Below are 14,823 nucleotides of genomic sequence, written 5' to 3' on the forward strand. Positions count from 1 at the left end.
GGGGCGGGCCTCAGCCGACCGCGCCTTCCATCTGCAGCTCGATCAGCCGGTTGAGCTCCAGGGCGTACTCCATCGGGAGTTCCTTGGCGATGGGCTCGACGAAGCCGCGGACGATCATCGCCATCGCCTCGAACTCGGTGAGGCCGCGGCTCATCAGGTAGAAGAGCTGGTCCTCGGAGACCTTGGAGACGGTGGCCTCGTGGCCCATGGAGACGTCGTCCTCGCGCACGTCCACGTAGGGGTACGTGTCGGAGCGGGAGATCGTGTCGACGAGCAGCGCGTCGCAGAGCACGTTGGACTTGGAGCCCGGGGCGCCCTCGCCGATCTCGATGAGACCGCGGTAGGACGTGCGGCCGCCGCCTCGCGCCACCGACTTGGAGACGATGTTGGAGGAGGTGTTCGGCGCCATGTGGACCATCTTGGCGCCGGCGTCCTGGTGCTGGCCCTCGCCGGCGAAGGCGATGGACAGGGTCTCGCCCCTGGCGTGCTCGCCCATCAGGTAGACGGCCGGGTACTTCATGGTGACCTTGGAGCCGATGTTGCCGTCGACCCACTCCATGGTGGCGCCCTCGTAGGCGACGGCGCGCTTGGTCACCAGGTTGTAGACGTTGTTCGACCAGTTCTGGATGGTCGTGTAGCGGCAGCGGCCGCCCTTCTTGACGATGATCTCGACGACGGCGCTGTGCAGCGAGTCCGAGGAGTAGATCGGGGCGGTGCAGCCCTCGACGTAGTGGACGTAGGCGTCCTCGTCGACGATGATCAGCGTCCGCTCGAACTGGCCCATGTTCTCCGTGTTGATACGGAAGTAGGCCTGGAGCGGGATCTCGACGTGCACGCCCTTCGGCACGTAGATGAAGGAGCCGCCAGACCACACGGCCGTGTTCAGCGAGGCGAACTTGTTGTCGCCGACCGGGATGACCGTGCCGAAGTACTCGCGGAAGAGCTCCTCGTGCTGCTTCAGCGCGGTGTCGGTGTCGACGAAGATGACACCCTGCTCCTCCAGGTCCTCACGGATCTGGTGGTAGACGACCTCGGACTCGTACTGGGCGGCGACACCGGCGACGAGGCGCTGCTTCTCCGCCTCGGGGATGCCGAGCTTGTCGTACGTGTTCTTGATGTCCTCGGGCAGTTCCTCCCAGGAAGCGGCCTGCTTCTCGGTGGAGCGCACGAAGTACTTGATGTTGTCGAAGTCGATGCCCGAGAGGTCGGAGCCCCAGGTCGGCATGGGCTTCTTGCCGAAGAGACGCAGACCCTTGAGACGCAGCTTCAGCATCCACTCGGGCTCGTTCTTCTTCGAGGAGATGTCGCGGACGACGTCCTCGTTGAGGCCACGCTTGGCGGTGGCACCGGCCGCGTCGGAGTCGGCCCAGCCGTACTCGTACCGACCCAGGCCCTCAAGCTCGGGGTGGCTGATCTCGGTGGTCATGCGGGGTTCCTCCCGGCCGTACTGACGGATGCTGATGGGGTGGTCTGTGGAGCGCTGTGCGGGATGAACGTGGTGCAGACGCCGTCACCATGCGCGATGGTGGCGAGACGCTGGACGTGCGTTCCCAAGAGGCGGGAGAAGAACTCCGTCTCCGCCTCGCACAGCTGGGGGTACTGCTCGGCGACGTGGGCGACCGGGCAGTGGTGCTGGCAGAGCTGCTCGCCGACCGGCGCGTTCCGCGCAGTGGCAGCGTACCCGTCCGCCGTCAGGGCCTTGGCGAGCGCCTCGGTCCGTCGTGCGGGCTCGGCCGCCTCGACGGCCTCGCGGTAGGCGTCCCCCTGTGCCTCGATCCGGTCGCGGGCGAAGGCGGCGACGGCCGCCTCCCCGCCGGCGTTGCGCTCGATCCAGCGGAGCGCCTCGACGGCGAGGGAGTCGTACGACTGGTCGAAGGCGTCCCGGCCGCAGTCGGTGAGCGCGAAGAGCTTCGCGGGGCGACCGCGGGCCCGGGTCCCGTAGACCCGCTTCTCCCGGGCTTCGACGACCTTGTCGGCGACGAGGGAGTCGAGGTGCCGGCGGACGGCGGCCGGGGTGAGCCGGAGCCGCCCGGCCAGATCGGCGACGGTCGACGGCCCGTGGTCCAGGATCGATCGCGCGACCCGGTTGCGCGTCGAACGCTCACGGGTCGCGAGTTCCTCCATGGGAGCCGCGCCAACGTTTTTCACAACGCCATTGTTGCGTAATTAATCGGGGAGTGACAAGCGACGTCCACGGCGTGGGCGGTGCCGTGCATCACTCAGGTAAGGCTTACCTGACCTGCGGCGATGATCATTCGTAGGACGAATGACGCCGCCTCGGGGGCCCCGCGCCCGGAGATCCCCCGCACCCTCTCTAGACTTCCGGACATGCGCGGCAAGTCCCCCACGAGTGAGTCCGTCGTCCAGGTCCGCGGCCTGGTCAAGCGGTACGGCAGCAAGACAGCGGTCGACGGCCTCGACCTCGACGTGCGCGCGGGCACCGTCACCGCCGTCCTCGGACCCAACGGGGCCGGCAAGACCACCACCATCGAGAGCTGCGAGGGCTACCGCAGGCCCGACGGCGGCACCGTCCGCGTCCTGGGCCTCGACCCCGTCGCCGACGCGGCTGCCCTGCGCCCCCGGATCGGCGTCATGCTCCAGTCCGGCGGTGTCTACTCCGGTGCCAGGGCCGACGAGATGCTCCGCCACATGGCGAAACTGCACGCCCACCCCCTGGACGTGGACGCGCTGATCGAGCGCCTCGGCCTCGGCTCCTGCGGCCGCACGACCTACCGGCGACTCTCCGGCGGCCAGCAGCAGCGCCTCGCGCTCGCCCTCGCCGTCGTCGGCCGCCCCGAACTCGTCTTCCTCGACGAGCCGACCGCCGGTCTCGACCCGCAGGCCCGCCGCGCCACCTGGGACCTGGTGCGCGAGCTGCGCGCCGACGGCGTGACCGTGGTCCTCACCACCCACTTCATGCAGGAGGCCGAGGAACTCGCGGACGACGTCGCCATCGTCGACGCCGGCCGGGTCGCCGCCCACGGAAGCCCCGAGGAGCTGTGCCGGGGCGGGGCCGAGAACACGCTGCGCTTCACCGGCCGCCCCGGACTCGACCTGGGCTCCCTGCTCAAGGCCCTGCCGGACGGCACGACCGCCGCGGAGCCGCTCCCGGGCACGTACCGGATCACCGGCGTCGTCGACCCGCAGCTGCTCGCCACCGTCACCGGCTGGTGCGCCCAGCACGGCGTCATGCCCGACGGCATCTCCGTCGAGCGCCACACCCTCGAAGACGTCTTCCTGGAACTGACGGGCAAGGAGCTCCGGTCGTGAGTGCAGGCACCTACTCCCCCAAGCCCGGCGCCGCCCCCGTCGGCCGCATGATCGCGGCGCAGACGGCCCTGGAGACCCGGATGCTGCTGCGCAACGGCGAGCAGCTGCTCCTCACCGTGATCATCCCCTCGCTGCTCCTGACGCTGTTCTCGACCGTCGACGTCGTCGACACGGGTGCGGGCCGGGCCGTCGACTTCCTCGCCCCCGGTGTCCTCGCGCTCGCCGTGATGTCCACCGCCTTCACCGGCCAGGCCATCGCCACCGGTTTCGAGCGGCGGTACGGGGTGCTCAAGCGCCTCGGCGCCTCACCGCTCCCCCGCTGGGCGCTGATGACCGCGAAGACGCTGTCCGTGCTCGTCACCGAGGTGCTCCAGATCGCGCTCCTGACGGTGATCGCACTGGCTCTCGGCTGGTCACCGCAGGGCGACCCCCTGTCGGTCCTGCTGCTGCTCGTGCTCGGCACCGCCGCCTTCTCGGGGCTCGGCCTGCTCATGGCCGGCACCCTGAGGGCCGAGGCCACGCTCGCCGCCGCGAACCTGGTCTTCCTGCTGCTCCTGGTGGGCGGCGGGGTCATCGTCCCGCTGGAGAAGTTCGGCGCCGCGGGCGACGTGCTCGCGCTGCTGCCGATCTCCGCCCTCTCCGACGGCCTGCGGGACGTCCTCCAGGGCGGCGCGTCGATGCCCTGGGGCGACGCGCTGATCCTGGCCGTCTGGGCGGTCCTGGGGCTCGGTGCGGCGGCGCGGTTCTTCCGCTGGGAGTAACCGTAAGGTTCCGTTCCGCCATATACGCCCCCTCGTGAAAGCGCGCACAAGCACCGCCCTACGATGGTGCGCGTGCTGACCCCCCTCGCCTTCATCGCCCGGCGCTGGACCCCGTCCCCCAGGACGCTCCGGCGCGCCGCGCTCTCCGCCGTCGTGATGAGCGTCCTCATCATCGTCACGGGTGGCGCGGTCCGGCTGACCGGTTCCGGTCTCGGCTGCGACACCTGGCCCAAGTGCACCGACGACAGCCTCTTCGCCACGCCCGAGCAGGGCCTCCACGGCGCCATCGAGTTCGGCAACCGGCTGCTCACGTACGTCCTGTCGGCGGCCGTCGGCTGGGCCATCATCGCGGCGCGCTCGACCAAGCCGCGGCGGCGCGCTCTCACCCGGCTCGGCTGGGCCCAGTTCTGGATCGTGATGAGCAACGCCGTCCTCGGCGGCATCACGGTGTGGATGGGCCTCAACCCGTGGACCGTGGCCGGCCACTTCCTCGCCGCGAACGCCCTGCTCACCGTCGCCGTCATCACCTGGCACCGGACCGGCGAGGGCGACACCGCCCCTCGCCCGCGCGTGCCGCGGCCGGTGCGGAAGCTGTCCTGGGCCATCACGATCGTCTCCGCCCTGCTGATCGCGCTCGGCACGGCCGTGACCGGCTCCGGCAAGCACGCCGGCGACAGCAGCGACGTCCCGCGCATGCCGTGGGACTGGACGAACGCCGCGCACGTCCACGCGATCGCCGCCTGGGTCGTCTGCGCCCTCGCACTCGCGATGTGGCTGGTCCTGCGCGTGGTCGACGCCCCGGTCGACACCCGGGCCCGCGCCCGTGACCTGCTGGTCGTGCTGCTCGCGCAGGGCGGCATCGGCTACGTCCAGTACTTCACCGGGGTCCCCGAGATCCTGGTCGCCGCCCATATGCTCGGCTCCTCGCTGATGTGGATCGCGGTGCTGCGGCTCGCCCTGAGCCTGCGCGAGCGCCCCCTGCCCACCGCCGACATCCCGGCCCGGACCGAACCGGTGCCGGCGACGGCCTGAGACGGCGGCACCGGGACGGCCTGGGACGACGACGGCCCGAGAACGGCGACCCTCCGGCTCCCGCCCTGCCGTACCGGCTCGGCACCGGACCTCCGGTGACCCTCCGGTCACACGCGTGCCCCCGGTCCTCCTGGTCCCGCACTGCCGTACCCGCGCCCCGGACCTCCCGGTCCTCCTCCCGTACCGGAAGCGGCGCCGGACATCCCGGTCCCGGCCTCCCCTACCGGCGCGGCCCCGCGCCCACCGCACCTCCCGGGTCTACCGGCTCCCCGCGAGCCGGTAGACCCGGCGCGCGTTGCCCCCCGCGATCATCGCGGCGACCCGCTGCGCGTCCGTACGGGACCAGGCGCCGTCCGTGACCCACTCACCGAGCACCCGCGTGACGGCGCCGCGGAAGACGCTCGCGGCGACCACGTGCAGCTCCGGCAGCCCGTGAGCGCCGCTGGAGAACAGCAGCTTGCCGAAGGGCGCGCGCTCCAGGACCTCCGCGAGGACGGCCGCCGCCCGTGCCCCCGTGTGCGCGAGGACGGGACCCAGGTCGGCGTACACATGCGCGTGCGCGCCGGTAAGCCGTGCGGCTGCGCGGTGGTACGGGTAGGAGTGGAGCAGCACCAGGTCGGTGCCGAGGCCCGTGGTGGCGGCGGCGAAACCGGCGACCGGGGCCGGGTCCCGGCCCCCCGTGTGCAGCTGGAGGGGGCGTCCGGCGGTGACCGCGATCCAGAGCAGATGGCGCAGCAGCACGGGGTCGGTGAGCCGGCCTCCGACCGCGCGTCCGGCGAGCCAGCGTCCCGCCGCCCCGCGCACCTCCCCGGGTCCCGGCGGTTCGGGCGCGTACGCGAGCCCCTGGCGCACCCCCGCCACGGAGGCGAAGGCCACGGCGTGGACGGCGGCCCCGTGGACGGCCTCGGCGAGGTTGGCGAGGAAGGCCTCGACGGTGCCCGAGGTGTCGGCGACCTGTTCGGCGAGGGGTTCGAGCCGGACGATCTCGTGGGCCTCGGCCGCGCTCGTCGCGGCGATCTCGGCGGGTGCCGTCAGATCGTCGGGGAGTCCGGTGTCGACCAGGTACGTGGAGATCCCGGAGGAGCGGAGGAGGCGCCGGCCCGCCTCGGCGACGCCGAGCTCGCGGCGGCGGGCGAGGTAGCGGGCGGGCGCGCAGTGCGGTTCGAGACCGAGGAGCGGCGGACACCAGCGGCGCACGGCGAAGCCGGTCTGGGTGTCGAAGAAGGTGGTGCCCGCGGCGGGCAGGGTGGTGCCCCCGCCGAGCTGGGCGCCGAGGTGGGCCTCGAAGGCGCCGAGGCCGAGTTCCGTACGGAGCACCCCGTGGCAGTACTGGTCCACCAGGCTCGGCGTGTCGATCATCTCGGGGGGCTCCCTGTGTGGACGTGTCGCGTCTCCACACGTCCTAACGGGTGAGCCCCGCGCGAGGTTGTCGCCTCAGCCGTTGGAGGGGCCGCCGATCTGGATACCGGCCATCCGGGTCCACTCGTACGGTCCGGTGACGACCTTGGCGGCGATCTCGCCGTCGAACTCCTCGTGAAGGGTGAGACCCGCCTTCTCGGCGGCCTGCTGCGCGATCGCGTACGTCGGCGCGACGAGGTCGCCCCAGCCGCCGTCCGTGCCCACGAGGACGATCCGGGTGCCCGCCTGGCCGATGTGCGCGAGGTGCCCCTCGGAGCCGCCGTGCTCCTTGGCGAAGGCCCGGATCTCCTTGGCGAGCTTGGCCGCCTTGCGCTCTTCGTGCTTCGTTTCTGCCATGACAGCGATGCTACCGACGCGTAGATCGACTGACGACGGCCGGGCCACGTGGCCTATCCCACGTGACCCGGCCGTCGGGCCGAGCAGATCATCTGAGCGCGGACGCCCACCGTGCCCGAGAATTCCTAGCGGAGGAAGGGGTCCACCGCGACCGCCACGAAGAGCAGCGAGACATAGGTGATGGACCAGTGGAACAGGCGCATCTCCTTGAGCTTCGCGCCCGTCGCGCCGGCCTTCGCGCGGGCCAGGAGCGCGTGCGCCTCCCACAGCCACCAGCCGCCGGTGAGCACCGCCACGGCCAGGTAGAACCAGCCCGTGTAGCCCAGCGGCGTGAGCAGCAGCGAGACGGCGACCATCACCCAGCTGTAGAGGACGATCTGCTTGGCGACGACCCTGTTGGAGGCGAGGACGGGGAGCATGGGCACGCCCGCGCGTGCGTAGTCCTCCTTCACCTTCATCGACAGCGGCCAGTAGTGCGGCGGCGTCCAGAAGAAGATGACGAGGAAGAGGATGACCGCGGCCCAGGACATCGAGTTCGTCACGGCGGACCAGCCGATCAGCACCGGCAGACAGCCGGCGATGCCGCCCCAGACGATGTTCTGCGCGGTCCTGCGCTTCAGGATCATCGTGTAGACCACGACGTAGAAGAGGAGCGCGCCGAGCGAGAGCGCCGCGGAGAGCCAGTTGACGAGCAGGCCGAACCAGAGCGTGGAGACCACGGCGAGGGTGAGGCCGAAGACCAGGCCCTCGCGCGGCGTCAGGACGCCGGTGACCAGCGGACGCTGGGAGGTGCGGTCCATCAGCGCGTCGATGTCGCGGTCGATGTACATGTTCAGGGCGTTTGCGCCGCCCGCTGAGAGGTATCCGCCGAAGCAGGTGGCGAGGGCCAGCCACAGGTCGGGCACGCCCTGCTCGGCGAGGAACATCACCGGGACGGTCGTGATGAGCAGCAGTTCGATGATCCGCGGCTTGGTCAGCGCCACGTATGCCTTGACGCGGGCCCCGAACGGCCGATGGCCCCCCGGGCTGGGAGTCAAGACGACCCCTGCGGGTCGGGACTCGACGGCCGTCACGCACACCCCTGACAGAGAAATCCCAGCAAGCTCACCGGATGAAGGCGGGGTGAAGCTTGCGCGTACCACGCCACTGTAGACGTTGCCCAGACACCGATCTTCGCGGGGGTGGGGTCGTGTTGAGGGGGTGTGTCCCAAGGCGTGGACACGCCCCGGGAGGCGAAGTGCCACGGGCGGCGGCAGTCTTGCTCTGTCCGCTCATCTGAGGGGCACGCACACGAAAAGAGGGACGTCCGGCGGGGGTAGGCTCGACACCGCCGGTACACCCTCAGTCACCGGCTTCAGACATGTGGAGAGGAGCCCTGACCCAGGGTGAGCACTAAGCCGACCACCACAGACCTCGAGTGGACCGAGTTGGACCAGCGGGCCGTCGACACCGCCCGCATCCTGGCCGCGGACGCCGTACAGAAGGTCGGCAACGGCCATCCTGGTACGGCGATGAGCCTGGCGCCCGCCGCGTACACCCTCTTCCAGAAGGTGATGCGGCACGACCCGGCCGACCCCGAGTGGGTCGGGCGGGACCGGTTCGTCCTCTCCGCGGGCCACTCGTCCCTGACCCTCTACACCCAGCTGTACCTGGGTGGCTTCGGGCTCGAGCTGGACGACCTGAAGGCCTTCCGCACCTGGGGCTCGAAGACCCCCGGGCACCCGGAGTACGGCCACACCGCCGCCGTCGAGACGACCACGGGCCCGCTGGGCCAGGGTGTCGCCAACGCCGTGGGCATGGCGATGGCCGCGCGCTACGAGCGCGGTCTGTTCGACCCGGAGGCCGCCACCGGCGCCTCCCCGTTCGACCACCACATCTACGCGATCGCCGGTGACGGCTGCCTCCAGGAGGGCATCTCCGCGGAGGCGTCCTCGCTCGCGGGTCACCAGAAGCTCGGCAACCTGATCCTGCTGTGGGACGACAACCACATCTCCATCGAGGGTGACACCGAGACGGCCGTGTCCGAGGACACGATGAAGCGGTACGAGGCGTACGGCTGGCACGTCCAGCGCGTCGAGCCGCAGGCCAACGGCGACCTGGACCCGGCCGCGCTGTACGCGGCGATCAGGGCCGCCGAGGCCGAGACCGAGCGTCCGTCGTTCATCGCGATGCGCTCGATCATCGCCTGGCCCGCGCCGAACGCGCAGAACACCGAGGCCGCGCACGGCTCGGCGCTCGGCGACGAGGAGATCGCGGCCACCAAGCGCGTCCTGGGCTTCGACCCGGAGCAGACCTTCGAGGTCTCCGACGAGGTCATCGCGCACACCCGCTCGCTCGGCGACCGCGGCCGTGAGGCCCGCGCCGCGTGGGAGAAGTCGCTCGCCGAGTGGCGTACGGCCAACCCGGAGCGCGCCGCCGAGTTCGACCGGATCCAGGCGAACGAGCTGCCGGCCGGCTGGGCCGAGAAGCTCCCCGTCTTCGAGCCGGGCAAGGGTGTCGCCACCCGCGCCGCCTCCGGCCAGGTCCTCAAGGCGCTCGGCGCGGTCATCCCGGAGCTGTGGGGCGGCTCGGCCGACCTCGCCGGCTCCAACAACACGACGATCGACAAGACCTCGTCGTTCCTGCCCGAGGGCAACCCGCTGCCGGAGGCCGACAAGTACGGCCGCACGATCCACTTCGGCATCCGCGAGCACTCCATGGCCGCGGAGATGAACGGCATCGCGCTGCACGGCAACACGCGCGTCTACGGCGGCACCTTCCTGGTGTTCTCCGACTACATGCGCAACGCCGTGCGTCTGTCCGCGCTGATGCACCTGCCCGTGACGTACGTCTGGACCCACGACTCGATCGGTCTGGGCGAGGACGGCCCGACGCACCAGCCGGTGGAGCACCTCGCCTCGCTGCGCGCGATCCCCGGTCTGAACGTGGTCCGTCCCGCCGACGCCAACGAGACGGCGATCGCGTGGCGCGAGATCATGGAGCGCCACACCAAGGTCTTCGGCAAGGGCGCCCCGCACGGTCTGGCGCTCACCCGCCAGGGCGTGCCGACGTACGCGCCGAACGAGGACACCGTCAAGGGCGGCTACGTGCTCTTCGACGCCGAGGGCGGCGAGCCGGAGGTCGTGCTGATCGCGACCGGCTCCGAGGTGCACCTTGCCGTCGAGGCGCGGGAGCAGCTCCAGGCCGCCGGTGTCCCGACCCGTGTGGTCTCGATGCCGTCGGTGGAGTGGTTCGAGGAGCAGGACCAGGCGTACAAGGACTCCGTCCTGCCGCCGTCGGTCAAGGCCCGCGTCGCTGTGGAGGCCGGCATCGGTCTGACCTGGCACCGGTACGTCGGGGACGCCGGCCGGATCGTCTCGCTGGAGCACTTCGGTGCCTCGGCGGACGCGAAGGTCCTGTTCCGCGAGTTCGGGTTCACGCCGGAGGCCATCGCCGCCGCCGCCCGGGAATCGATCGCCGCCGCCGCGCGCTGACGCCCATACGTACGACTTAATGGAGATGCAATTCTCATGACAGACGCTCTCAAGCGCCTCTCCGACGAAGGCGTCGCGATCTGGCTGGACGACCTCTCGCGTCAGCGGATCACCTCCGGCAACCTGGCCGAGCTCCTCGACCAGAGCCATGTGGTCGGTGTGACCACCAACCCGTCGATCTTCCAGAAGGCGATCTCCGAGGGGCACGGCTACGACCAGCAACTGGCCGACCTCGCCGCCCGCAAGGTGACCGTCGACGAGGCCATCCGCATGATCACGACGGCGGACGTCCGTGACGCCGCCGACATCCTGCGGCCGGTCTTCGACGCGACCGACGGCCAGGACGGCCGGGTCTCCATCGAGGTCGACCCGCGTCTCGCCCACGAGACGACCGCCACGGTGGCGGAGGCCAAGCAGCTGGCCTGGCTGGTGGACCGTCCCAACACGCTCATCAAGATCCCGGCCACCCAGGCGGGTCTGCCGGCGATCACCGAGGTCATCGGCCTCGGCATCAGCGTCAACGTGACGCTGATCTTCTCGCTCGAGCGCTACCGCGCGGTCATGGACGCCTACCTCGCGGGTCTGGAGAAGGCCCGCGAGCGCGGCCTCGACCTCTCCAAGATCCACTCCGTGGCGTCCTTCTTCGTGTCCCGCGTGGACTCGGAGATCGACAAGCGCCTCGACGGCATCGGCACGGACGAGGCGAAGGCCCTCAAGGGCAAGGCCGCCCTGGCCAACGCGCGTCTGGCGTACGAGGCGTACGAGGAGGTCTTCTCGTCCGAGCGCTGGGCCGCCCTCGACAAGGCGCACGCCAACAAGCAGCGTCCGCTGTGGGCCTCGACCGGCGTCAAGGACCCGGCGTACAAGGACACCCTGTACGTGGTGGACCTGGTCGCCCCCGGCACGGTCAACACCATGCCGGAGGCCACCCTGGAGGCCACTGCCGACCACGGCGAGGTCACCGGTGACACCGTGCGCGGCACGTACGAGCAGTCGCGCGCCGAGCTCGCGGCCGTCGAGAAGCTGGGCATCGGCTACGACGAGGTCGTCCAGCTCCTGGAGGACGAGGGCGTCGAGAAGTTCGAGGCGTCCTGGAACGACCTGCTCGAGTCCACCGAGGCGGAGCTCAAGCGCCTCGCACCTTCGGAGGCGTAAGCAACTGTGAGCGCAGTCCACGGAGCCAACCCGCTCCGTGACGCCGCAGACCGACGGCTCCCGCGCATCGCGGGGCCGTCGGGCCTGGTGATCTTCGGCGTCACGGGCGATTTGTCCCGTAAGAAGCTGATGCCTGCCGTCTACGACCTGGCCAACCGCGGCCTGCTGCCGCCGGGCTTCTCGCTCATCGGCTTCGCCCGCCGGGAGTGGCAGGACGAGGACTTCGCGCAGGAGGTCCACGACGCCGTCGAGCAGCACGCGCGCACCCCGTTCCGCGAGGAGGTGTGGCAGCAGCTGATCCAGGGGATGCGTTTCGTCCAGGGCGACTTCGACGACGACGAGGCCTTCGAGCAGCTCAAGTCCACCATCGAGGAGCTGGACAAGGCGCAGGGCACCGGCGGCAACTTCGCCTTCTACCTGTCGGTCCCGCCGAAGTTCTTCCCCAAGGTCGTCCAGCAGCTCAAGAAGCACGGGCTCGCCGACCAGAAGAACGGCTCCTGGCGCCGCGCGGTCATCGAGAAGCCCTTCGGGCACGACCTGGTCTCCGCCAAGGAGCTCAACGAGGTCGTCCACGAGGTCTTCCCGCCGCACGAGGTCTTCCGGATCGACCACTACCTCGGCAAGGAGACCGTCCAGAACATCCTGGCGCTCCGCTTCGCCAACACCCTCTTCGAGCCGATCTGGAACCGGTCGTACGTCGACCACGTGCAGATCACCATGGCCGAGGACATCGGCATCGGCGGCCGTGCCGGCTACTACGACGGCATCGGCGCCGCCCGTGACGTGATCCAGAACCACCTGCTCCAGCTGCTCGCGCTGACCGCGATGGAGGAGCCGGCCTCCTTCGACGCCGACGCGCTGGCCGCCGAGAAGACCAAGGTCCTCGGCGCGGTCAAGCTGCCCACGGACCTGGGGAAGACCACGGTCCGCGCCCAGTACGCGGCCGGGTGGCAGGGCGGCGCCAAGGCCGTGGGCTACCTCCAGGAAGACGGCATCGACCCCCGGTCGAAGACCGACACCTACGCGGCCGTGAAGCTGGAGATCGACAACCGCCGCTGGGCGGGCGTCCCCTTCTACCTGCGGACCGGCAAGCGCCTCGGCCGCCGCGTCACCGAGATCGCGGTCGTCTTCCAGCGAGCCCCGCACTCCCCCTTCGACCACACCGCGACCGAGGAACTCGGCCGCAACGCCATCGTCATCCGGGTCCAGCCGGACGAAGGTGTGACGGTGCGGTTCGGCTCCAAGGTGCCCGGCACCCAGATGGAGATCCGGGACGTGTCGATGGACTTCGCGTACGGCGAGTCCTTCACGGAGTCCAGCCCCGAGGCGTACGAGCGGCTCATCCTCGACGTCCTGCTCGGCGACTCGAACCTCTTCCCGCGCGTCGAGGAGGTCGAGCTGTCCTGGAAGATCCTCGACCCGATCGAGCAGTTCTGGGACAAGCACGGCAAGCCCGCGCAGTACCAGTCCGGGACCTGGGGTCCGGTCGAGGCGGACGAGATGCTCGCACGAGACGGACGGAGCTGGCGCCGGCCATGAAGACCGACCTGACGGACACCACGTCCTCCAAGATCAACAAGGCGCTGGTGCTCGGGCGGCGGGCGATCGGTACGCCGGCCGTCGGCATGGTGCTCACCCTTGTCATCGTCACCGACGAGGAGAACGCCTACGACGCGCTGAAGGCGGCGAACGAGGCATCCCGCGAGCACCCCTCGCGGACCCTCGTCGTCATCAAGCGGGTCTCGCGCTCGGCGCGGGACCGCTCCAAGGCACGGCTCGACGCCGAGGTCCGCCTCGGCGCCGACGCGAGCACCGGCGAGACGGTGGTGCTCAGGCTGTACGGCGAGGTCGGCGACCACGCCCAGTCGGTGGTGCTCCCGCTGCTCCTCCCGGACGCCCCCGTCGTCGTCTGGTGGCCGGTGAACGCGCCGACCGACCCGGCGAACGACCCGCTGGGCGCCCTCGCCCAGCGCCGGGTGACCGACACGTACGCCGCCGAACAGCCCATCCGCGAGCTGGCCGCGCGCGCCGACGCCTACACCCCGGGTGACACGGACCTCTCGTGGACCCGGATCACCCCGTGGCGCTCGATGCTCGCCGCCGCGCTCGACCAGGTCGTGTGCGAGGTGACCTTCGCCGAGGTGGAGGGCGAGGAGTTCAACCCGAGCGTCGAACTGCTCGCGATGTGGCTGGCGGAGCGACTGAAGGTGCCGGTGCGGCGCAGCAGGTCGGCGGGCCCCGGTCTCACCTCCGTACGGATGGAGACCAGCTCCGGTCCGATCGTGCTCGACCGGCCGGACGGGTCGCTCGCGACGCTCTCCATCCAGGGCCAGCCGGACCGTGCCGTGGCGCTCAAGCGCCGCGAGACGGCCGAGCTGATCGCCGAGGAGCTGCGCCGTCTCGACCCGGACGACACCTACGCGACGGCGCTCAAGTTCGGTCTTGAGCGGCTCGACGAGGGTGCGACCGGCGCCGCTCCGGAGCCGGAGGCCGTCGCGGCCGCCCCGGCCGAGCCCGAGCCCGAGCCCGTGGCGAAGCCCGCCCCGAAGAAGGCACCGGCCAAGAAGGCGGCGGCCAAGTGAGCACCCCTCAGCTGGTCGTCCACCGTGACAAGGAGCTGATGGCGCAGGCGGCCGCGGCCCGGCTGATCACCCGGATCGTGGACGCCCAGACCGCCCGGGGCTCTGCCTCGGTGGTACTGACCGGCGGCCGCAACGGCAACGGGCTGCTCGCGGCGCTGGGTTCCGCGCCCGCCAGGGACGCGATCGACTGGTCGCGGCTCGACCTGTGGTGGGGCGACGAGCGTTTCCTGCCCGAGGGGGACCCCGAGCGGAACGTCACCCAGGCCCGGGAGGCACTGCTCGACGGGGTCCCGCTCGACCCGGCGCGGGTGCACGCCATGCCGGCCTCGGACGGCCCGTACGGCAGCGATGTCGACGCCGCCGCGGCCGCGTACGCGCAGGAGCTGGCCGCCGCCGCGGGTCCGGGCGATCACGGCGGGGTACCGAGCTTCGACGTGCTGATGCTGGGTGTCGGCCCCGACACCCATGTGGCCTCGCTCTTCCCGGAGCTGCCGGCGGTCCGCGAGACCGAGCGGACGGTGGTCGGGGTGCACGGCGCGCCCAAGCCGCCGCCGCTGCGGATCTCGCTGACCCTTCCGGCCATCCGGGCGGCGCAGGAGGTCTGGCTGCTCGCGGCCGGTGAGGACAAGGCGAAGGCGGCGGCGATCGCGCTGTCGGGCGCCGGCGAGGTCCAGGCCCCGGCCGCGGGTGCCTACGGCCGCTCGCGGACGCTGTGGCTGCTCGACACGGCGGCGGCCTCGGAGCTGCCGCGGGATCTGTACCGGCCCGCTTCGGCCTGATCCCCGCTCACGTCTG

At 71.0% G+C, this 14,823-nt stretch carries 13 protein-coding genes; 8 read left to right on the top strand and 5 right to left on the bottom strand.

The genetic code is table 11. From position 1 onward, the window contains the following. Positions 1-10: 10 nt before the first annotated feature. Both sufB and ABZ567_RS00575 read right to left on the bottom strand, forming a co-directional pair. Complete coding sequence (gene sufB, locus ABZ567_RS00570) at positions 11-1,426, bottom strand: Fe-S cluster assembly protein SufB (RefSeq protein WP_360782734.1); 1,416 nt, start codon at positions 1,424-1,426, stop codon at positions 11-13. Further along, positions 1,423-2,148, bottom strand: coding sequence for a metalloregulator ArsR/SmtB family transcription factor (locus ABZ567_RS00575; protein WP_360782737.1), 726 nt, complete (start codon positions 2,146-2,148; stop codon positions 1,423-1,425). The genes sufB and ABZ567_RS00575 overlap by 4 nt, the downstream gene beginning before the upstream one ends. A 180-nt stretch (positions 2,149-2,328) precedes the next feature. On the opposite strand from ABZ567_RS00575, the gene ABZ567_RS00580 reads away from it, so the two are divergent. The 3 genes from ABZ567_RS00580 (at position 2,329) to ABZ567_RS00590 (ending at position 5,063) form a co-directional block, all read left to right on the top strand. Continuing rightward, the gene (locus ABZ567_RS00580; protein WP_360782739.1) at positions 2,329-3,270 is read left to right on the top strand and encodes an ABC transporter ATP-binding protein; all 942 of its coding nucleotides are present in this window, start codon (positions 2,329-2,331) and stop codon (positions 3,268-3,270) included. Next, a complete protein-coding gene (locus ABZ567_RS00585) occupies positions 3,267-4,031 on the top strand; it encodes an ABC transporter permease (protein WP_360782742.1) in 765 nt (254 codons plus the stop codon). The genes ABZ567_RS00580 and ABZ567_RS00585 overlap by 4 nt, the downstream gene beginning before the upstream one ends. 63 nt (positions 4,032-4,094) lie before the next feature. After that, positions 4,095-5,063 carry a COX15/CtaA family protein gene (locus tag ABZ567_RS00590; protein ID WP_360782744.1) on the top strand — a complete coding sequence of 323 codons (969 nt, stop codon included), beginning with the start codon at positions 4,095-4,097 and terminating at the stop codon, positions 5,061-5,063. 258 nt (positions 5,064-5,321) lie between these two features. Here ABZ567_RS00590 and ABZ567_RS00595 read toward each other — a convergent pair whose 3' ends face one another. The 3 genes from ABZ567_RS00595 to ABZ567_RS00605 all read right to left on the bottom strand — a co-directional run bounded on the left by ABZ567_RS00595 (position 5,322) and on the right by ABZ567_RS00605 (position 7,891). Further along, the gene (locus ABZ567_RS00595; RefSeq protein ID WP_360782747.1) at positions 5,322-6,422 is read right to left on the bottom strand and encodes an amidohydrolase family protein; all 1,101 of its coding nucleotides are present in this window, start codon (positions 6,420-6,422) and stop codon (positions 5,322-5,324) included. Between the two features lie 75 nt (positions 6,423-6,497). After that, a complete protein-coding gene (locus tag ABZ567_RS00600) occupies positions 6,498-6,818 on the bottom strand; it encodes a hypothetical protein (protein ID WP_360782750.1) in 321 nt (106 codons plus the stop codon). A gap of 125 nt (positions 6,819-6,943) precedes the next feature. Next, positions 6,944-7,891: a heme o synthase gene (locus ABZ567_RS00605; RefSeq protein WP_360782752.1), complete on the bottom strand. Its 948-nt coding sequence runs from the start codon at positions 7,889-7,891 to the stop codon at positions 6,944-6,946. A gap of 312 nt (positions 7,892-8,203) precedes the next feature. Between ABZ567_RS00605 and tkt the strand changes: the two genes are divergently transcribed. From tkt to pgl, 5 genes are read left to right on the top strand one after another with little or no spacing between them, the layout of a single operon-like run. After that, on the top strand, positions 8,204-10,291 hold the full coding sequence (gene tkt, locus ABZ567_RS00610; protein WP_360782755.1) for a transketolase: 2,088 nt from the start codon (positions 8,204-8,206) through the stop codon (positions 10,289-10,291). 36 nt (positions 10,292-10,327) lie between these two features. Further along, complete coding sequence (gene tal, locus ABZ567_RS00615; RefSeq protein WP_360782758.1) at positions 10,328-11,446, top strand: transaldolase; 1,119 nt, start codon at positions 10,328-10,330, stop codon at positions 11,444-11,446. 6 nt (positions 11,447-11,452) lie between these two features. Continuing rightward, positions 11,453-12,985, top strand: a complete 1,533-nt coding sequence (zwf, locus tag ABZ567_RS00620) for a glucose-6-phosphate dehydrogenase (RefSeq protein WP_360782761.1) — start codon at positions 11,453-11,455, stop codon at positions 12,983-12,985. Next, entirely contained in the window at positions 12,982-14,028 is a 1,047-nt protein-coding gene (gene opcA / locus ABZ567_RS00625; RefSeq protein WP_360782764.1) for a glucose-6-phosphate dehydrogenase assembly protein OpcA, read from the top strand. Before zwf ends, opcA begins: the two co-directional genes overlap by 4 nt. Beyond that, positions 14,025-14,807, top strand: a complete 783-nt coding sequence (pgl, locus tag ABZ567_RS00630; RefSeq protein WP_360782767.1) for a 6-phosphogluconolactonase — start codon at positions 14,025-14,027, stop codon at positions 14,805-14,807. The genes opcA and pgl overlap by 4 nt, the downstream gene beginning before the upstream one ends. Positions 14,808-14,823 lie beyond the last annotated feature (16 nt).

This window comes from Streptomyces sp. NPDC016459 (genome assembly GCF_040632845.1).
Classification (GTDB): domain Bacteria; phylum Actinomycetota; class Actinomycetes; order Streptomycetales; family Streptomycetaceae; genus Streptomyces.

What these genes read in the sequence shown, in the direction of transcription:
- ABZ567_RS00600 (WP_360782750.1), bottom strand. Translation starts at nt 6,818, where the DNA reads ATGGCAGAAACGAAGCACGAAGAGCGCAAGGCGGCCAAGCTCGCCAAG.
- opcA (WP_360782764.1), top strand. Translation starts at nt 12,982, where the DNA reads ATGAAGACCGACCTGACGGACACCACGTCCTCCAAGATCAACAAGGCG.
- ABZ567_RS00595 (WP_360782747.1), bottom strand. Translation starts at nt 6,422, where the DNA reads ATGATCGACACGCCGAGCCTGGTGGACCAGTACTGCCACGGGGTGCTC.
- tal (WP_360782758.1), top strand. Translation starts at nt 10,328, where the DNA reads ATGACAGACGCTCTCAAGCGCCTCTCCGACGAAGGCGTCGCGATCTGG.
- ABZ567_RS00580 (WP_360782739.1), top strand. Translation starts at nt 2,329, where the DNA reads ATGCGCGGCAAGTCCCCCACGAGTGAGTCCGTCGTCCAGGTCCGCGGC.
- ABZ567_RS00590 (WP_360782744.1), top strand. Translation starts at nt 4,095, where the DNA reads ATGGTGCGCGTGCTGACCCCCCTCGCCTTCATCGCCCGGCGCTGGACC.
- sufB (WP_360782734.1), bottom strand. Translation starts at nt 1,426, where the DNA reads ATGACCACCGAGATCAGCCACCCCGAGCTTGAGGGCCTGGGTCGGTAC.